18 protein-coding genes are annotated in these 19389 nt (G+C 55.7%); 12 read left to right on the plus strand and 6 right to left on the minus strand.

The genetic code is table 11. The features are described from left to right. Window positions 1-3: 3 nt before the first annotated feature. The 9 genes from CFA77_RS16575 to CFA77_RS16615 all read left to right on the plus strand — a co-directional run bounded on the left by CFA77_RS16575 (window position 4) and on the right by CFA77_RS16615 (window position 8787). The gene (locus CFA77_RS16575) at window positions 4-1053 is read left to right on the plus strand and encodes a LacI family DNA-binding transcriptional regulator (protein WP_206991624.1); all 1050 of its coding nucleotides are present in this window, start codon (window positions 4-6) and stop codon (window positions 1051-1053) included. 188 nt (window positions 1054-1241) lie between these two features. Next, complete coding sequence (locus CFA77_RS16580) at window positions 1242-1883, plus strand: RpiB/LacA/LacB family sugar-phosphate isomerase (RefSeq protein ID WP_206991625.1); 642 nt, start codon at window positions 1242-1244, stop codon at window positions 1881-1883. Window positions 1884-1930: 47 nt separating this feature from the next. Then, complete coding sequence (kduD, locus tag CFA77_RS16585) at window positions 1931-2692, plus strand: 2-dehydro-3-deoxy-D-gluconate 5-dehydrogenase KduD (protein ID WP_206991626.1); 762 nt, start codon at window positions 1931-1933, stop codon at window positions 2690-2692. A 23-nt stretch (window positions 2693-2715) separates the two neighbouring features. Next, a complete protein-coding gene (locus tag CFA77_RS16590; RefSeq protein ID WP_206991627.1) occupies window positions 2716-3714 on the plus strand; it encodes a sugar kinase in 999 nt (332 codons plus the stop codon). A 27-nt stretch (window positions 3715-3741) separates the two neighbouring features. Next, window positions 3742-5331 carry a carboxylesterase/lipase family protein gene (locus tag CFA77_RS16595; RefSeq protein ID WP_206991628.1) on the plus strand — a complete coding sequence of 530 codons (1590 nt, stop codon included), beginning with the start codon at window positions 3742-3744 and terminating at the stop codon, window positions 5329-5331. Between the two features lie 3 nt (window positions 5332-5334). After that, a complete protein-coding gene (locus CFA77_RS16600; protein ID WP_206991629.1) occupies window positions 5335-5847 on the plus strand; it encodes a hypothetical protein in 513 nt (170 codons plus the stop codon). A gap of 206 nt (window positions 5848-6053) precedes the next feature. Continuing rightward, window positions 6054-7013 carry a TRAP transporter substrate-binding protein gene (locus CFA77_RS16605; RefSeq protein ID WP_242517424.1) on the plus strand — a complete coding sequence of 320 codons (960 nt, stop codon included), beginning with the start codon at window positions 6054-6056 and terminating at the stop codon, window positions 7011-7013. Further along, complete coding sequence (locus tag CFA77_RS16610) at window positions 7010-7519, plus strand: TRAP transporter small permease (RefSeq protein WP_206991630.1); 510 nt, start codon at window positions 7010-7012, stop codon at window positions 7517-7519. Before CFA77_RS16605 ends, CFA77_RS16610 begins: the two co-directional genes overlap by 4 nt. Continuing rightward, window positions 7510-8787, plus strand: coding sequence for a TRAP transporter large permease (locus CFA77_RS16615; RefSeq protein ID WP_206991631.1), 1278 nt, complete (start codon window positions 7510-7512; stop codon window positions 8785-8787). The genes CFA77_RS16610 and CFA77_RS16615 overlap by 10 nt, the downstream gene beginning before the upstream one ends. A 156-nt stretch (window positions 8788-8943) precedes the next feature. Here CFA77_RS16615 and CFA77_RS16620 read toward each other — a convergent pair whose 3' ends face one another. Further along, window positions 8944-9945 carry a LacI family DNA-binding transcriptional regulator gene (locus tag CFA77_RS16620; RefSeq protein ID WP_206991632.1) on the minus strand — a complete coding sequence of 334 codons (1002 nt, stop codon included), beginning with the start codon at window positions 9943-9945 and terminating at the stop codon, window positions 8944-8946. Between the two features lie 245 nt (window positions 9946-10190). Between CFA77_RS16620 and CFA77_RS16625 the strand changes: the two genes are divergently transcribed. Together CFA77_RS16625 and CFA77_RS16630 are read left to right on the plus strand one after the other, a co-directional pair. After that, entirely contained in the window at window positions 10191-12146 is a 1956-nt protein-coding gene (locus CFA77_RS16625) for a sodium:solute symporter family protein (RefSeq protein ID WP_206991633.1), read from the plus strand. After that, entirely contained in the window at window positions 12143-14551 is a 2409-nt protein-coding gene (locus CFA77_RS16630; protein ID WP_206991634.1) for a glycoside hydrolase family 3 protein, read from the plus strand. The genes CFA77_RS16625 and CFA77_RS16630 overlap by 4 nt, the downstream gene beginning before the upstream one ends. Before the next feature lie 7 nt (window positions 14552-14558). Here CFA77_RS16630 and CFA77_RS16635 read toward each other — a convergent pair whose 3' ends face one another. Both CFA77_RS16635 and CFA77_RS16640 read right to left on the minus strand, forming a co-directional pair. After that, window positions 14559-15713, minus strand: coding sequence for an AI-2E family transporter (locus CFA77_RS16635; RefSeq protein WP_206991635.1), 1155 nt, complete (start codon window positions 15711-15713; stop codon window positions 14559-14561). Window positions 15714-15852: 139 nt separating this feature from the next. Then, on the minus strand, window positions 15853-16026 hold the full coding sequence (locus CFA77_RS16640) for a DUF1328 domain-containing protein (protein ID WP_034814608.1): 174 nt from the start codon (window positions 16024-16026) through the stop codon (window positions 15853-15855). A 163-nt stretch (window positions 16027-16189) separates the two neighbouring features. On the opposite strand from CFA77_RS16640, the gene CFA77_RS16645 reads away from it, so the two are divergent. Then, window positions 16190-16351 (plus strand): entericidin A/B family lipoprotein, encoded by a 162-nt coding sequence (locus tag CFA77_RS16645; protein WP_206991636.1) that lies wholly within the window; start codon window positions 16190-16192, stop codon window positions 16349-16351. Window positions 16352-16785: 434 nt separating this feature from the next. Here the strand turns inward: CFA77_RS16645 and CFA77_RS16650 are convergent, their stop codons facing one another. Genes CFA77_RS16650 through CFA77_RS16660 form a run of 3 tightly spaced genes read right to left on the minus strand, consistent with a single transcriptional unit; the run spans window position 16786 to window position 19262 of the window. Beyond that, window positions 16786-18417 carry a sensor histidine kinase gene (locus CFA77_RS16650; RefSeq protein WP_206991637.1) on the minus strand — a complete coding sequence of 544 codons (1632 nt, stop codon included), beginning with the start codon at window positions 18415-18417 and terminating at the stop codon, window positions 16786-16788. A 49-nt stretch (window positions 18418-18466) separates the two neighbouring features. Next, window positions 18467-19063 (minus strand): sigma-70 family RNA polymerase sigma factor, encoded by a 597-nt coding sequence (locus CFA77_RS16655; RefSeq protein WP_206991638.1) that lies wholly within the window; start codon window positions 19061-19063, stop codon window positions 18467-18469. A 10-nt stretch (window positions 19064-19073) separates the two neighbouring features. Continuing rightward, window positions 19074-19262, minus strand: coding sequence for a NepR family anti-sigma factor (locus tag CFA77_RS16660; protein WP_034814600.1), 189 nt, complete (start codon window positions 19260-19262; stop codon window positions 19074-19076). Between the last annotated feature and the right edge of the window lie 127 nt (window positions 19263-19389).

Consider the following 19389-nt stretch of genomic DNA (forward strand, 5'->3'; position numbering starts at 1 on the left):
CCCATGAGCGACGATGAACACGAGGCCAAACCGGTCCGAGACCGGTCTCAGGTAACAATTATAGACATTGCCCGCATGGCGGAGGTGTCCAAGAAAACCGTGTCTCGTGTCATCAATGAGTCACCGCTTGTTCGTGAGGAAACGCGCAAGAAGGTCAAGCAAATCATCGCTGAGACGGGCTTCACACCAAACCCTCAGGCACGCGCACTAGCTTTCCGGAAATCATTCTTGATCGGCCTCGTCTATGACAATCCAAGTCCGCAATATGTCGTCAATATGCAGCGCGGGATACTCGACACACTGGGGGACACCGCCTTCCAGCTGGTCTTACGGCCCTGTGATCGTGGGGAAGAAGGCTATCGCGAACGCGTCCGATCTTTCATCCTACAACACAAACCACATGGCATAATCCTGACTCCATCCGTATCTGAAGATGAGGAACTTGCCGAGATTTTAAGAGAGGAGGAATGCGATTACGTTCGCATCGCCTCACTAGAACTGGACATTCCGTCGCGCAGCATTCGGACCCACGATGCTCAGGGGGCAGAAATGGCCGCCGCGCATTTGGCACAACTCGGCCACAAGCGTATCGGGCACATTCACGGACCAAAAACATTCCGCTCGGCCCACGAACGCCTGTCAGGGTTCAAACGCGGCCTTGAGGGTTATGGCCTTGAACTTGCTCCGGAATTGACGGTTGAAGGCGCCTACACATTTGATTCCGGTGTGACCAGTGCCACGCGGCTTCTCAACCGCCATGACCGACCCACAGCTATCTTTGCCGGTAATGATGAAATGGCCGTTGGCGTCTATGTCGCCGCTCGGAAGGCTGGCTTGAGAATTCCCGAAGACCTCTCGATTGTCGGTTTTGACGATACACCAATATCCGCAAGGATCTGGCCGCCGCTTACCACGGTTCGGTCTCCTATCCGCGAAGTTGGGCGCGCCGCCGCTGATCTCTTGGTGAAGCGTGGAGCAGGCTCAAGCGGCAACCAGGAACTACAATCTTTTCAGTTGGAGCTTGTGGTGCGAGAATCGACCCGCACAATCTAATTCTCGCCCGATCAACCGGTTGTCAGTCTGAAACACAGATGTTATGACACCGGTTACCAAACACGCCACACCGAAGATCACCGGGGTGATGACAGTCCTGGTCCAGATTCGGAACCTGATCACGGACGCGCCCTATCCCAGCTACGCTTTTCGAGGCGAAGTACTCAAGCAACAAAAGGAATACCCCCATGAAGATTGCGCTCATTATTGAAAATAGCCAGGCTGCGAAGAGCAGCATTGTCCATGACGCGCTTACTTCAGTTGCAGAGCCACTCGGCCATTCCGTTGCCCATTGCGGAATGTCCGGCCCGGACGACGAGGCACATCTGACTTATCCAATGATCGGCATCATGGCTGGCATTCTGATCAACTCAAACGCAGCAGATTTCATTGTTACAGGTTGCGGCACAGGCATGGGTTCCAACCTCGCATGCAATGCAATGCCCGGCGTATTCTGTGGCCTTGTCATCGATCCAACAGACGCCTTCCTGTTCGCCCAGATCAATGACGGCAACGCGATTTCCATGCCGTACGCGAAGGGCTTCGGCTGGGCAGCTGAACTCAATCTCCAGGACTGTTATCGTAAGCTTTTCGAGGGTGAGCCGGGCCTGGGCTATCCGAGAGAACGCGCCGCTGTCATGGCTGAGAATCGCGGGATTCTCACTAAGCTCAAGGAAGCCTCCTGCAAGGACATGCTTACCGTCCTCAAGTCAGTCGATCAGGATCTCTTGAAGGCTGCAGTCTCTGGTGAGAAATTCCAGGAGTTCTTCTTCGCAAACAGCCAGGATGCGGCCCTCACCGACTATGTAAAGCAGGTACTCGCCTCCTAGGCCTCGAGCGGACAACAATCGCAACAAGACGACATTCGGAGCGACCCATGAAGACCAATCCCTTCAGGCTTGAAGGCAAGAGCGCCATTGTCACCGGAGCCAACACAGGCCTCGGCCAGGGCATGGCTGTTGCGCTGGCGGAAGCGGGAGCAGACATTTGCCTTGTCGGCCGAAGTGCACCGTCAGAGACCTTGGACATGCTGGCTGGGACCGGCTGCAAAACGCACTCGATCCTCGCAGACCTCGGCTCGGCAGACAGTGTAGAGACTATCGTCACAGAAGCCAAATCAGCTCTCGGCGCCGTGGACATACTCATCAACAATGCCGGTATCATCAAACGCAACGATTCGATCGACTTCACCTTTGACGAGTGGGATTCGGTCATGAATGTGAATCTTCGTACGTTGTTCTTCCTGAGTCAGGCGGTCGCACGTGAAATGATTGCCGCCAGCAAGGGTGGCAAAATCGTCAACATCGCATCGATGCTCTCGTTCCAAGGTGGCATTCGCGTGCCGTCCTATACTGCCTCCAAGAGCGGCGTAGCCGGACTTACCAAGATCCTCGCCAATGAATGGGCCAAGCACGGCATTAATGTGAATGCGATTGCCCCCGGCTACTTCGCGACAAACAATACAGCGGCCTTGCAAGCCGATGAAACGCGCAACACCGAAATCCTCGGCCGTATTCCAGCAGGTCGCTGGGGTAAGCCGTCCGATCTCGGTGGCGCGGCGGTCTTCTTGTCATCGAGCGCATCTGATTACGTGCAGGGCATTACGCTGCCTGTCGATGGCGGCTGGCTGGCCCGCTGAGCCGGGAGAAAGGTTGACCAGACATGGCGGCCACAATCGTCTGCTTCGGAGAACTCCTGCTCCGCATGAGTGCGTCCGACAATCAACGTCTGATGCAATTGCCATCATTGAACGTGCATGTCGGCGGCGCCGAGGCGAATGTCGCCATCTCACTCGCCCAGTTCGGGCACACGTCCCGCATGGTCAGTTCTTTGCCTGAAAACCCGCTTGCTGACGCGGTGATCAGGGATTTGAGGTCGCATGACGTTCAGACCAATTCGATCCAGAGGCGCGAAGGTCGGGTCGGGCTCTACTTTCTCGAAACCGGGGCAGTCCAAAGACCATCTCGTATTACGTATGACCGGGCTGGAAGCAGCTTCGTTGAGACTCCCGCCGCGACGTATGACTGGCTGACATTGCTTCAAGATGCGGACTGGTTACACATTTCCGGCATCACGCCAGCCACGGGCCCCAATGCGGCTGATGCGGCATTGGCTGCAGCGCGCACTGCTGTCGCGCAGGGTGTGAACGTCTCATTCGACGGTAACTATCGCGAACAGCTCTGGAAAAGCTGGTCCGGAAATGGTCCGGAGATTCTGGCCCAATTGCTAGAACACGCCACCCTCGCCTTTATCAATGAATTGGACGTACAGCTCGTTTTTGGAGAAAAATATCCTGGGCGTGAGGATGCGGAGAAGACTGCTTTCGCGCGGTTCCCCCGATTGAAATATGTTGCATCGACATTACGCGAGCAGGTCGGCGCAAGTCACCACCGCCTCACAGGCCGTCTGGCAACACGCGATGGCACCTGGCATTCGCCGGAAATGGACTTGCCCGGCATAGTAGATCGAATCGGTGGGGGCGATGCGTATGCAGCCGGCATCCTGCACGGCCTGATCTCTCGTGACACGCCGCAGAAAACTGTAAACTTCGCAACGGCAGCAGCTACGATCAAGCATTCCGTGGCCGGAGATTACAACAGAACGAGTGTTGGCGAGGTGGAAATCCTTTTGACGCAAACGGATCTGGACGTGCGCCGCTAGACCAGTGAAGCAGGGAGGGCTTGAAACATGACGATGAACCGACGGGCCTTTACTCGCGGCACCGCCGCGCTTGCACTCAGTTCTCCGCTCATGGGGCTCGCGGGCAAGCCATCCGAACACCCTGTCGCCGCCACCACACACGGAAAGGTTCGCGGCTATCGCCACAAGGCAGTCAATATCTTCAAGGGCGTCCGCTATGGCGCGGACACGGCGCCAACGCGTTTTGCCAAGCCACGCCCCCCTGTCCCTTGGGCGGATACGCGGGACGCGACCGAGTACGGGGCGACTGCTCCGCAATTGGGAAATGTGGAGAATGTCAGCGAAGATTGCCTGTTCCTGAATATCTGGACGCCAGGTCTGGCCGATGGTGGCAATCGTCCGATCATGGTCTATTTCCATGGTGGAGCCTACGCCAGCGGTTCCGGATCTTCACCGCTCTATAACGGGACGAACCTGGCGACCAAGGGTGACGTGGTCGTAATTACGGTGAACCATCGGCTGAATGCGTTTGGGTACCTGTCGCTTAGTCGACTCAATAAGGATTTTCCTCACTCCGGCAATGCCGGCATGTGGGATCTTGTGCTTGCACTTGAATGGGTACGCGACAATGCGGCCGCCTTCGGAGGCGATCCGTCGCGAGTCTTCGTCTTTGGTCAGTCCGGTGGGGGGGCAAAGATTGCCACCCTGATGGCCGCTCCGTCCGCCCGAGGCCTGTTTCATTCCGCAGCCACAATGAGCGGTCAACAAGTCACCGCCTGTGGTCCCTTGAACGGCCAGCTTCGCGCACAAGCCTATCTCGACACCCTCGGCATCGCACCAGAAGACACAACTGCGTTGCGAGCAGCTCCGGTGGAAACCCTCATTGACGCACTCGCAACGCGTGATCCGGTCAATCCGGAGCACGGCCTGTATTTTGGTCCTGTCCTGGATGGACGTTTTCTCAACCGCCATCCCTTTTGGCCTGGCGCTCCGGGACAGTCCTCATCGATCCCCATGATCCTCGGGAACACGAAGGACGAGACTCGAAACCTGATTGGCGCAAAGCATCCTGACACATTCCACCTCGATTGGTCGGACGTTCGAACACTTCTAGCAGATCATATGCGGTGCGACATCGACCCAGACGATGTCGTAATGGAGTATCGTGCCCTCTACCCATCCTATTCGCCGAGTGATGTATTTTTTGCAGCCACTACGGCCGGGCGGTCGTGGCGCGGACAGGTGGAAGAGGCAGATATGCGCGCGGCTGAGAACGGCCCGACCTGGGTTTACCAGTTCAACCTCGGCTCGCCAGAAGAGGGCGGAAAATGGGGCGCACCGCACACGATGGACATCGCCTTTGCCTTCGACAATTTGGACCAATCCGGCACGTATGGCGGCACAAAGGTTCCCTCAACAGGCGAGTATGCACGCGTCGCAGACGAACTGTCTCGCGCCTTCATCTCCATGGCCAGGGAAGGCCAGCCCAATCATCCCGGGTTGCCGGACTGGTCTCGACATACGCTGCCAAACCGGGAGACACTGGTATTCGGCACCACGACCCGGCTCGAGAATGACCCGCGCAAAGGCGAAAGGGAACTCTTCGCCAAAGTACCTTTCACTCAATGGGGGACCTGATCCATGAAATCTGCCACTCACATCATCGTCGCTGCCGGCATTCTGTCGGCCTGCTCACCAACTCAAGTGCCGCAACCTCAAAGCCAAGGCGACATTGTTACCGAAGTGGCGCCCACAGACCTGCCCGGACCGGTGCAATCTGCCGTCTCCGAGGCCATGCCCGACATGACGGTACTGGAAGTGCTTCGAAAGGAACGCGGCCAGCGCGTCTATTTCGATGTCGAAGGTGAACGCGCCGACGGATCCGAAATCGAACTTGATATCCTGTACGCCGACGGCGTTGCAGAAGTTGTTGAAATTCAGCGGGACCTGCCCTGGACCGCCGTACCTGCAGACGTTCAAGCCGCCGCCACGGCAGCAGGCGCGGCTGAGCCGGTCCGAATCATCGAGAGTACGCAAACCGATGGCAGCATCATCTATGAATTGTTCGCCGACGGCATGCCAAAAAACCCGGCCATGGAAGTTCAGTCGAAAGACGGGCAAGTGGAGGTGCTGGCTGAACGTTGGCCGCATTAAAGTTGGCCAGGCACCTTGCAGAATAAATGACACCGGTTACCATGGGTAGTGACCGCACGAGCCGCCTCTCTAAAAGAGGCCTTTGAAATGGCCGTACTGGGGAGGAGAGATATGAGGCGGGATCAGTTCCTTTACACGACTGTACGTGCGGTGCGCCCATGATGCGTGGCATACCAGTTATCTCACGTCGGCAAGCCCTGATCAGCATGGCAGCCGCCACAAGTTTGGCTGCGTGCAATCAGAGTTCGGTTCGGGATTTGCTGAGTGCAGACTCTCATCCGGAAGAATATCCGACCGTTCAGGCCGTCAAGGAAATGGGGCGCCTGTTGAACGAGCGCAGCGGGGGCAGGCTTCGTATCAAGATGTACGCGGGCGGACAGCTCGGCTCGGAGCGCGACACGCTAGAAATCACCTCGTTCGGGGGTCTTGACCTGAACCGGGTAAACCTCGCACCGCTTAACTCGATTGAACCCCTGACGACCATCCCTGCGCTTCCGTTCCTGTTTTCCTCAACTTCCCATATGCGGACGGCACTCGACGGACCTGCAGGCGACCGAATTCTCGACTCGCTCGCGCCGCACGATCTCATCGGCCTGTGCTTCTACGATTCTGGCGAACGCAGCTTCTACAATACGCGCAAGCCAATACTGTCACCAGATGATATGGCTGGCATGAAAATACGCGTGCCGAATTCCGACCTCTACGTCGCCATGATCAAGGCACTCGGCGCCGACGCAACGCCTATGTCGCTCGGTGAAGTCTATCAGGCACTGGTCCAGGGCGTGATTGATGGTGCAGAGAACAATTGGCCATCCTTCGAAAGTGGCCGCCATTTCGAAGCTGCGCCCTTCTATAGTCTTACTCGGCACATCATCGCGCCTGAAGTCCTGGTCATGTCGGCCAGCCGTTGGCGAAAGCTTTCTGATAGCGACAAGACGCTGGTCCAACAGTCGGCTCGTGATTCCGTACCCTTCATGCGCAAACTCTGGGATGAGCGCGTCGCCGAGTCCCGTGAAAAGATCATCGCTGCGGGTGTGTCGGTGAATGAAGTGGCAGATTTAGGTGCCTTTCAGCAGAAAATGCGTCCGGTCTGGGACCGTTTCGTCAGAACCGACACCCAGAAAGAGATTGTTGCAGAAATCGAAGCGCTAAGGCCTGACGCATGATACGCCTCCTGACTAATATCACGCATTTCACTGCAGACTGGCTGGTGCGAGTTGCAGCAGTCGGACTAGTCCTGATGACGCTGATCATTGGGTGGCAAGTCTTCGGCCGATATGTCTTGAATTCCAGCCCTTCCTGGTCTGAACAAGCCTCACTCGCCCTGATGATCTGGTATGTGTCGCTCGCGGCCGCCGCAGGCGTCCGGGAAGGCTTCCACATCCGAATCGTGGCGATTGAAAATGCAGTTGGTCCAAAGACGCGACTCTGGATGCGGATCATTTCAAACATCATCGTCGGCGGGTGTGGGCTGGCAATGCTGGTCTGGGGCGGCCAATTGGTTGCCAAGACCTGGAGTCATGTTATTCCCTCGCTCGGACTGCCTCGGGGATTGGCCTATCTCGGCTTACCTATTGCGGGCGCCTTGATGGCGGTGTTCTCGCTCGAACGCATATTCGAAGAACTTTCCGGCGAAAAAATTACAGATGAGGAGGACCCAAGATGGAGTTGATCATTCTGGTCAGTGTTCTGGTCGTTCTGCTCGCGCTTGGCGTGCCGGTCGCATATTCTCTACTCGGGTCGGCCATGGCGACGTTCCTTGCCCTCGACATCCCGATGGTCGTGGTTTTCCAACGCATGGCGGCCGGCGTCAGTGTCTTTACGCTGATGGCGATTCCCTTCTTCATCTTCGCTGGGGACCTCATGTACAGGTCAGGCATCGCAAAGCGATTGGTCGAAGTTGCCGAAGGCGCTTTCGGGCGCACACGAGGCGGACTCGGCCTCGTAAATGTTGGGGCGTCCACCATGTTTGGCGCTGTCTCCGGCTCCGCGATTGCCAGCGCTTCGGCTATGGGATCCACGCTGATGCCCTTGATGCGTGAGCGTGGATATGATGGCGATTATACCGTCAATGTCACCGTTACCGCCGCCATTGTCGGCCTACTCATTCCGCCCTCACACAACATGATTATATATTCCGCCGCCAGCGGGATCGGCGTGTCGATCGGAGATCTGTTCCTGGCTGGTATCGTGCCCGGCGTGATGACCGCAGCCTTGCTTATGTTCGTCGCCTGGCGCGTCGCTGTCCTGCGTGGCTATGCCAGCGGTGCCTTTCCTGGCTGGCGTAACTTTACGCGCGCGCTCCTGTTCGCCATCCCCGGCCTGATGACAGCGTTCATCATCATGGGCGGCATTCTGTCAGGTATCTTCACCGCCACGGAATCTTCTGCCATTGCGGTCATCTACACGATCGCTATCGGAGCTCTTGTCTATCGAACGCTGGGATGGAAGCGCTTTTTTGAAGCCGCCATGCAATCGGTAAAGATCACGGCGATGGTGCTGCTTATCATCGGTGCAGCGACTGCATTCGGCTACGCGCTCGCCATCCTTGAAGCACCAGCGAAGCTGGCTGACATGATTACGTCCGCCACCAGCAATCCGATACTTGTCCTTCTCATCGTGAATGTCATCCTGCTTGTGCTCGGCACATTCATGGACATGTCGCCTCTCATCATCATCACAACCCCGATCTTGTTGCCGGTAGTCATGGAAGTGGGCGTCGATCCAGTTCACTTTGGCATTGTCATGATGCTGAATTTAGGAATCGGGCTTGTGACGCCGCCAGTGGGATCGGTGCTATTTGTTGGGTCTGCGGTCGGAAAAGTTCCGGTGGAACAGGCTGTGAAGACGATCTGGCCCTTCTATGGCGCGCTTCTGCTCGCGCTCATGATCATTACATTCGTGCCCGCGCTGTCTCTCACACTACCGAGCCTGTTTTGATTGGCACCAACCTGCGCCTCCATCTCCTCATTCTTGGCTTGGGCCTTTCGCTGACGACATGCGCGATGGGCCGATCATCTTCTGTTCCTAAATAGGTATCTGGACTGACCTCGTTCCCCACTGGGACCGCGCGCACGACATTTTCAATCCACCCGGTTAGCCAACCTCTCGAACACTCGCTCTGGCCACCAATTCGGTTGCAAGCATTTCGTGTATCCCCGTCACAGCGTGGCCTCTGAGAATGTCACACATAAGGGTCATGGCTACTTCTCCTATTTTTTCCGCAGGCTGCATCACAGTGGTCAGGGGCGGCGTACAGTATTTTCCGAATTCAATGTTGTCGAAGCCGGAGATCGACAGGTCGTTCGGCAGGTTGAAACCAAGATCATGCGCCGCGCGGATTGCGCCAATCGCGATCTCATCACTCATACAGAATAGCGCCGACACATTCGGCTTGCGTGATAATAGGCGCATGGCCGAACTCTCCCCACCCGCCATCGAGTAGGGCCCATATGCCACCATGGTCTCGTCGAGCAGTAGTTCCCGTGCAGCCAACGCATCGCGAATACCCGTCAGCCGCTCTCGCGTTACCAGTCGGTCTTTCAGGCCTGCCAACACTCCGATCCGACGATGGCCTGACGCCATAAGGTGTTCCGCCATCATTGCCGCGGCGCTGCGATCATCGATACCGACGGTCGGATACCGACCGCGCGGATCGGCGCTGATCGCCTGCACGAAGGGAATCGCGCAGTGTTCACCCTCATGATGCAACTGGTCCAGCGGCCGCTCGCCCAGCTGGATCACGCCATCGGCGCGATAGGTTTCCACCATCTCCACACCAACGGACTCGATGGCCGCATCGTCTCCGGTGTCAGACACGATCAAATTGAACTTGTTCTCTACCGCGACACGCTCAATGCCCGAGACAACTCTCGCGAACAGGACATTTGCAATGTCCGGGACCATGACAAGCACTGTATTGGTCCGCTTCTCACGGAACAATTGAGCCAATGAGCTCGGCTTGTATTTGAGTTCTTCGGCGGCGGTCAGGACGCGTTCGAGCGTCGTTGTGGACAGTTTACTCGGATCTGAAAATGCCCGCGACACTGTCGCGGGGGAGACAGCAGCCAGTTTTGCAACATCCCTGATCTGAGCCATTGAAATTCTCCTACGAGCCATTTCGCTTTTTTAAGGCTCCGCGTCGGGGTAACTCGCCCGAATGATGGAACGATCTGGTCATCAAACACCATGACCGCTTGCCATGAAACCGGTTGTATTGAATGTTCTCATGGTCAGGCACGCAGAGAACGTTGGCGACCGCGGCCCATTTGGCTGCAAGGAGGAATTCGGCGCACCGCCGCCCGCCCGGGGGAACCGCGTGCACAAACGAGGAGTTGGGGTCCTTGAGTCTGCATCCAATTGATATGGCCGTGATCGCGGCATACATCGGCTTGACGCTATTTATCGGCTTCTGGATTTCTACCCGGGCCAATAAGGGCATGCGGAGCTACTTTCTGGGTGGCAATCGGCTGCCTTGGTATGCGCTGGGCCTGTCGAACGCCTCTGGCATGTTCGATGTGGCTGGCACGATGTGGCTCGTATCCATCCTGTTCGTTTATGGTTTGAAAAGCATCTGGATCCCATGGCTCTGGCCCGTCTTCAACCAGATATTTCTCATGGTCTTCCTCTCCATCTGGTTGCGCCGATCGGGCGCGATGACCGGGGCAGAGTGGATCACCTTCCGGTTCGGCGATGGCCCAGCCGCGCGATTAAGCCATTTGATTGTTGTGTTGTTCGCGTTGATCCTGGTGCTTGCCTACATGGCCTACGGCTTCCTCGGTATCGGCAAGCTCGCCGTTCAGTTCATCCCGCTAGACCTGGCGGGCCTTCTTCAGCTCGACGTTTTCCTGCCTACCGCGCTGAAGTCGCCCAATCTCGCCGGTGACCTTCTGGCCCAGAGAGAAGCCGCCATGATCTCACTCAATGAGAAGGTTTTCGGCGTTATCCTGATCTTTCTTACGTCGCTCTATGTCATCAAGGGCGGCATGTATTCGGTAGTATTTACCGAAGTCATACAATTCCTCGTCATCACGGTTGCCAGTGTCGGTATTGCCGTGATCGCCATGATGCATGTGGCGCCGGATACGCTGGCTGCGGCAGTCCCCGAAGGGTGGGACAATCCCTTTTTTGGATGGAGGCTTGGTCTCGATTGGTCCAATCTGCTGCCCTCCGCAGATACCAAGATAGCGAGTGAGGGCTACTCGCTGTTTTCAATATTTTTCATGCTTGTCTTGCTGAAGGGCATCTTCACATCACTTGCCGGGCCGGCCCCAAACTATGATATGCAGCGCATCCTTTCAGCCCGCACTCCGATCGAAGCCGCCAAGATGAGCGCGCTGGTCAGCGTTGTGCTGAATGTCCCGCGTTATTTGCTGATCACCGGCCTGACGATTCTCGCTCTGGTCTATTTCAGCCCATATTTGCGGGACATGGGGACAGATGCGGACTTTGAGGCCGTACTGCCATTTGCACTACGTGAATTCATTCCAGTCGGGCTGCTCGGCCTCACACTCGCCGGATTGCTGGCTGCCTTCATGTCCAGCTTCGCCGCCCCCCTTAACGCCGCCCCCGCATATGTTGTAAATGACATCTATCGTAAATACATCAAACCGAACGCGTCTGAGAAGACGTATCTCAGGATCAGCTACCTCGTGTCCACGGTCTTCGTGATCATTGGCACGCTCATCGGAGTGTTCCTGACCAGCATCGACAATGTCATCAACTGGATCACGGCAGGGCTTTTTGGCGGATACACAGCCGCCAATGTCGTGAAATGGTACTGGTGGCGCATGAATGGTTACGGTTACTTCTGGGGCATGCTGACGGGTATCGTGTTTGCGCTGGGGTTAGGCATGCCACAGGTGGACATCAATCCGTTGCAGGCTTTCCCATTCTTCTTCGTAGCGTGCCTTTTCGCCGTGGTGATCGGATCTCTGGTGACCAAGCCGACCAATATGGAAACATTGCAGCGATTCTACTTGAAGACGCGCCCATGGGGCCTTTGGGGGCCTGTCGCCGACTCACTCGCGGCCGCCGGCCGAACTGTCTCCCCCAATACGAACTTGAAGCGTGACTTGATTAACGTAGCCGTGGGAATTGTCTGGCAGACTGCCCTGGTCTGCGTCCCTATTTTCCTCGTGATTCAAGACTGGCCCAAAATGCTTGCAGCTCTTTCAGTTGTGCTCATCACCAGCGTATTCCTGAAGCTTAACTGGTATGACCAGATGAGAGATTACCCGGAAGACTACTCTCCCGACGAGGAACGAACACATAAATCCGATGTCGGACTTAATTTGTGACTGACTGGTCTACTTCCACGCTTGCTCTGTCCGATTGGCCGAAGGCGCAAACGCCACGCCTGCAATCCGAGAAAACAGAGGCCCTGATTGAGCGAATTCTGGAGTGGCTGACACCCGCGCAAAAGGTAGGGCAAATCATTCAGGCCGATATTGCTTCAGTGACGCCTGAGGATGTCGCCGCCTATCATCTCGGTTCAGTGCTGAATGGCGGCAATTCTGCACCAAACGGAAATCAACGTGCCAGCCTCGCCGATTGGCTGGAACTCGCCGATGCATTTTGGGCGGCATCCATGCGTGCAGATGGCCCCCGCATTCCGATACTGTGGGGCTCCGATGCTGTTCACGGCCACAACAATCTGATCGGGGCAACAGTCTTCCCACATAATGTCGGACTGGGTGCCACGCGGGATGCAGAACTGGTGGAACGCATAGGCGCCGCCACCGCACGTGAAGTACGTGCATCAGGTATGGATTGGGCATTCTCTCCGACCGTCGCCGTCGCACGCGACAGCCGGTGGGGCCGGGCCTATGAGTCCTATTCGGAATCCCCCCAATTAGTCGCCGAGCTAAGCGCCGCCCTGGTCCGAGGCCTACAAGGCATTTCGGGCAACGAGAATTTCCTCGGTGACACCAAGATACTCGCCTGCGCGAAACACTTCATTGGTGATGGTGGCACTCAGGGGGGGCGGGACCAGGGCGAAACGATCGCCACAGAAGCCGAGTTACGCGAGGTCCACGCCGCCGGCTACTACGCCACTCTCGAAGCTGGAGTGCAGACTGTGATGGCCTCTTTTTCGAGTTGGGGCGGTCGTAAAATGCACGGACACAAAGCCTTTCTCACCGACCTTCTAAAAGCCCATTGGGGCTTCGATGGTGTGGTTGTGGGAGATTGGGACGGGCACGGGCAAATAGAGGGCGCCACCCCAACTGATTGCCCGGACGCGTTGATGGCGGGCCTCGATATGTATATGGCCCCCGAAAGCTGGAAGGGCCTGCATGCGTCCCTATTGCGCCACCTTGAGTCCGGACGAATTACCCAGGAGCGTCTGGACGATGCGGTTCGCCGGGTTCTCCGGCTAAAAATGCGTGCAGGCCTGTGTACTCAACCCACTCCCAGCGAACGAGCCCTAGCTGTGAGGGGAAATATTGTTGGGTGCACGGCCCATACGGAACTTGCCGCTGTCGCCGTCCAGAAGTCTGCCGTTTTGCTGAAGAATGCGAACAATGTTTTGCCTTTGCAGTCGAACCAAAGAATCCTGGTGACGGGTCCCGCTGCGGATGATCTCGGCATGATGTGCGGAGGGTGGTCGCTCTCCTGGCAGGGCGGTAATCTCAATCCGACCGACTATCCGCATGCCGAAACCTTTCTGGCGGGAATTCGACGGGTGGGCCACGAGCATGGCGGGACAATTATCTATTCACCCGACGGGCGCATCAAAGACTCTCCGGACATTGCCATTCACGTGTTTGGAGAGCCCCCCTATGCCGAGTTTCGCGGAGACCTGTCGACGCTGGATTTTCAGCCCCGAGACAAGAAAGATGCCGACACGCTCAAACGGTTGCGCAAGGCCGGCATCCCCACCATCTGCATCTTCCTCTCTGGGCGACCGCTTTGGGTCAATCCATCATTGAATGCGTCCGACGCCTTCATCGCAGCATTTCTTCCCGGCACTCAAGCAGGCGCACTCGCTGATGTGCTGTTCGCAACGAATGGTCTCGACTTCTCCGGCAAACTATCTTTTTCCTGGCCTCAATATGCGGATCAATACGCGCTCAATATGGGTTCGCAGCCCTATGACCCCCTGTTTCCGTTCGGGTTCGGACTATCCATGAAGAACTGTGGGAACCTGCGGATACTGCATGAAGAAGGTGTCGTCACCCAGCCCGACCATGGCACAATTTTTGAGTTAGGCCGAACCGCAGGAAGTTGGACGGTGCACCTCGAGAATAGTGAAATTGGGAAACCTTGGCATGGCGGCGAAGCCATCTCTGCTGCGGGAGCGATAGTGCTCAAGTCAGCTGACTTGGGACAACAAGAAAATGCCATCGAGATCGTTTGGAAGAGTGACTCCTTTGCGCCTGTCCTTTTCTCACACGAGAGACTGGACCTGACTCGGGAGGTCAACGCTGGTTTCTGTTTCACCTTGACTTTGGACGTTTCTCAGCAGGATGCAGGTAACATTGTTCTAGCTGTACTTTCCGAGTCCGGCCGGCATGAGATAGGCAACTTGTCCGAACTTGAACGGGACGACGGAGAGAAGGGAACATCGACTTTCCAAATTCCACTCCGAGAAGTATCTGAATCAGGTGCGGTTATGTCCTTGATTGAGGGTATCGAGTTCTCGGCCCGAAGGCCGGCACGTATTGTCTTGTCGCACTTGGCCATGGTGATGCCCGACGGCTGAAGGGGACTCACCCTTCTTCCGAAAGTGGAGTATCTTTTTGGCGGAACACGAATTTCATCAATCGTGAATCCGAACCGGACAGGTCGTCCCGATCACCCAGGAATTTTCCGAAGCTCTCCAATCCATTCACATTGTCGGACACGACTTTTGCCATTAGCAGGATCGGCGTCGACAATAACATTCCCATAAATGACCAAACCCAGGCCCACAAGGCAAATGAAATGAATACGACGACCGCATTCAGCTTGAGGCGGCGCCCCACCAGCACGGGTGTTAAAAACTGTCCTTCTATGGTGTTTATCAGCCAATAAAGCAGCGCGGGCAGTAGCGCCTGGAGAGTGTTGTCAAAGGTCACCAAACCAGTCACGAGCGAAACCGTGATTCCTCCGATGGAACCAATGTACGGAATATAATTGAGCAAGAATGCGCCCAACCCGAACAGCAGCGGATTGGGCATCCCGATCGCCCACATAACCGAACCGATGACCATGCCGAGCACTGCATTGATCGCTGTAATGGTGAAGAGATAAGTTGAAAGTTGGTTTTCTATAGTGCGCGCAGCTGCCAACGCTCGTCGCTTGTCCTTGAGCTTGGGCATGACCTGCACAAGCTTCTCATAGAACATGTCACCCGATGCGATAAGGAAGAAGCTCAACGTCAACGTCACGATCAATTGGCTGACCACAGCCGGCGTGGCTTGGGTCATTACACTGACGAAACCTGGCTCTCGTATCGCGACTGTTTGCTGTTTACCCTGACTTGTAAGCGCATCAATCTGATCGCCAGCCTTCAATACCGGCTCAATTGTACCAAAAAGACCACTTAATTCGCGGCGAACTTCAGCAGCGAAAGTCGGCGCGTCACTCATATACTGCTGTAGAGCTTCAGATATGAAGTAGAACAGGACTCCGAACACAACGAGAAGACTGACCATGATTATGCCGGCTGCGGCACCCGCAGGAATTCCGATCCGGCCAAGTGCGCGCCTCACAGGACTGAAAGTCAGCGCAAGAACAAATGCGGAGATGATTGGAACAAATACACCTTGGGCAAGACTCAGTGTCCCAAGCGTGAGGATCCAGAATATTCCGGTGATGGCCCAATTGCGCACCACATCCCGCTTGTTGTCTGGAGCATCCGGGGAAGCCATGTATTCTTTCACAGCCTATACCTCCTCCCGGTGACGCCTTAATTTACCTACGCCACTGCAGGAAAATAGTTCCATTGCGGTCTTTATAGAAAGCAAGCACAAAAAAGGGCGCTGCAGTCGCAACGCCCTTTTCAAAAAGATGCAAACCTCACTAGGTCACATTTCGTCCACGGACGGCCCGCGCCACGAAGGACAAGACCAACAGAACGAGGAAAACGAAGAACAGGATTTTGGCGATACCTGCCGAAGCACCAGCGATGCCACCAAAGCCGAGGACTGCGGCGATCAACGCCAATACGAAAAATGCGATTGCCCAACCGAGCATGACAATAACTCCTTCTATCAAACAAATCGACGCGTCGTGGTCGATACGATGACAGTACAACCCGGTCGCAGGCATCCGAGTTCCCGATTATTTTTTGATCGACCATTGGAACCAAGGGACACGGGTAACGTTTGTTTACTGCTTAAAGCGGAAAGGAACTATCATGAAAAATACCGTGAAGATCGCAACACTCGGTGCCTTGGGCGCCCTGGCCACCCTGCTGGCTGCCTGCAACACTGTCGACGGCGTTGGCAAGGATGTCGAAGCCGGTGGCGAAGTTATCCAGAATACCGCACAAGACGTTGAAGAAGACATCAACGACTAAGCGGGCCGCAAACCAAGCCTGAAAAGACACGCTCAAATCGAGCGTGTCTTTTTTTTAGCTCGTATGTTGGAAGTGAGCGGTACTCACAGGGCAGCAAGAACTACCTATTGTGTGGAATGAACCGCTTGGCCGGAATAGGAGATCAGCAAAACTCGTGTTCGCTTGCTGGTGCGCATCAGCTCTGTGTGTTTGCGCAAACAGGTCCAGATCTGCCCAAGTCCAATAATCAGCACAGACAACATCGCGCCAACGCGACGCGGGCCATTCAAACGACGAAAAATTTCAAGGTGAGAGCTCAAACTACGGGATTGGCGTTGAATGTCTATCCGGGGGTGTACTGCGTTGACCATAAACAACCTACGCATCCAAGCGATGCGAGTTCCGCGCTGTTCTGCATGCTAACACACGGGGCGGACTGGATGCTGCTCTTCTACCTAAATATCCATGACAAGCTTATGCGAGCAGCCCAGTCCTGGTCGCGCTTCGGTCGTGAATTCCGCAGACAATTGTCGTGCAAAAGCGACCATGAGCTTGGAACCCAGTCCGGAGTCCTCATCCGCTGAGTCATAGCCGAGACCTGTGTCCCTGATCTCAAGAATTACCTTCTCGCCCGCCAACGAAAGGTGCACTGCAACTTCGCCGCCGTCTTCTTCAAAAGCATACTTCATCGCGTTGGTGACTGCCTCGACAATGAACAACGCCATCGGAATGGCATCGTCGGCATCCCGCTGAATCTCGGCATAAGACTGGACGAGGTTTATGCCCGCCTCTGACATGCCCAATGCATCCGAAAGGTGATTGAGAAGTCCGGTAAGGAAGGGTCGCATATCGACGGTTTCCAGGCGCTCATTCTGGTACAATGTCTGGTGTACAATCGCCAACGCATCGATACGGTGGCGCGTCGCCGCAATTGCATCCCGAGCCTGTGGGTCTTTTAATTGTCGACCCTGCAAGTTCAGGAAGCTTGTAACAATCTGGAGATTGTTCTTCACGCGATGGTGAATCTCTTTCACGGCCGCATCGCGCGTGGAGATAGCCTCTTTGAGATCCTGGTCTCGGTGGTCGATATCTTTCGCCATGACCTCCATCGCGGTCGCCAGATTGCGAATCTCCGAGGGGGCATCGACAAAAGAATTACCCGCTTTGAATTGATATCGCCCCGCACCATAGATGCGTACTGTGCGGGTCAAGCGAGAGATCCACCTCAGCACCAACCCATCAATCGCCATCCAAGCCGCCAGCAGTGTTACTGCGAACGCAAGCAAGGGTAGCCCGAATGAAGTCGCGGGCCGCAAAAAGAAATCATTCCACAAACCGTAGGAGGGCCGCGCGATCACTGCGAATATGTTGGAATCGCCGACAGGTCGCAGCACAACATCCGTGGAACCGCCACTGCTCTGCTCTGCCCGGAACAATTGGGCGGCACGAGTTTCCTTCACCTGCTCAATCCATTCGGACGGGATCGGCCCAATAATGGGATCTCCAAACACCCTGCCCGTCTCATCCGCGATGGAAAGGGAAACGTAATCGGGCAGATAGCCGGCCTGAACAAGGTTGGCGAGTTCAATTGCACTCAATGCAAATGTGTGGATGCCCACAAAATTTCCGGCTTCGTCCTCGACGCGTTTATTGAGCGCAAAGAGCCACTCGTCACTTGCGGATCCAAAGAATGCGTCACTCCGAGCAAAGGAGTCTCCTCCGGCCCGTAATCTGTCATGCAGAACCTGATTGTCACGACTGAGTGTGGGTGTACCTACACTGGCGCAGACAACTTCACTGTCCTTGTCAAACGCCACGACATTGGTGAGCGACGGCAGATATTCAGACAATTCGTTGTAGACACCGCTACACTCGCCCGCCGTCAATCGCGGTTCATATAGCGAGAGCAATAGCTCTGCTTGTTGTAGCGACTGGTTCACACCATCAATGGCTGCGCCCGCAACGACGACAAGGTTTTGAGCTTGGCTTTCCCGAATATCTCGGGCGTCGATATAGGCCTTGAACGCAGACAGCAGGAGTACTGGTGTCAGCGCAGCTGCCAGCGTCAAAACGAGCTTATTACGCAAAGGCGCCGCGTTTGCGCCCTTGCTCTCCCCCTGGTCTAGCCCACCTTGGTTACCCGACACCGGCAATATCATCTGCCTGCCGCATGATGTCATTGAAGGCGTCTTCCGCCCTCATTTCGGAGTCGTCGCTGAATCCCGCCCCATTTGATTCCAGAATCTCGACGACGGCTTTCCTGGCACGAGACACCCGGCTTTTGATCGTTCCGACAGCCACTCCGCAAATCTCCGCAGCTTCCTCATAGGGCAAGCCGCCCGCACCCACCAGAATGAGGGCCTCACGTTGATCAATTGGCAACCTGCCGAGGGCATTGCGCATGGCGAGCAGGTCGAGCGTGTCGGATGGGTTACTGTTAGACACCAGCGTTGCTTCGGCAACTTCAGGATCAAGTGGGGTGCGGCGCCAAGACCGGCGTTTTTCTGAATAGAAAACATTTCGGAGAATCGTGAAGGCCCACGCCTTCATATTCGTGCCGGCCTGAAAGGATTGTCGCGCATTCCACGCTTTCAGCATTGCATCCTGTGCAAGGTCGTCTGCAAGCGTTGCATCTCCGCACAAGCTGCGCGCGAAAGCCCGCAAATGTGGGATTAGCGCAGCAAGTTCGCGTTTGAATTCAGGATCGCTGAGTTTTTCCGTATTGTCTGTCATGGAACCCCCCTCAGGATTTGTCTGAGGTGGAAGATGGCCGAGCCCTATCGGCTTCTTCGAGAAGCCGCAGGAACTCATCGGGCACATCTTCTTGCGCTACTTCGTCATACACGCGGCGCAATTGTTCACCAATGCGCTGCGTCCGCCTCTTACTGCCGAGGTCGGATTTGACGGAGTTTTTGCGTCCGTTCTTTTCCATTCCGTCCAAACTATCCTGATTCACGATCTGATACCTAACTATATGAGTCTGATAGTTAAACAATCCGGCACCATATAAGTTCCACACTAATGCAGTATTTTGCACTAGTGTGGAACCGAAGCAGCTT

This window comes from Hyphomonas sp. KY3 (assembly GCF_017309975.1).
Classification (GTDB): domain Bacteria; phylum Pseudomonadota; class Alphaproteobacteria; order Caulobacterales; family Hyphomonadaceae; genus Hyphomonas.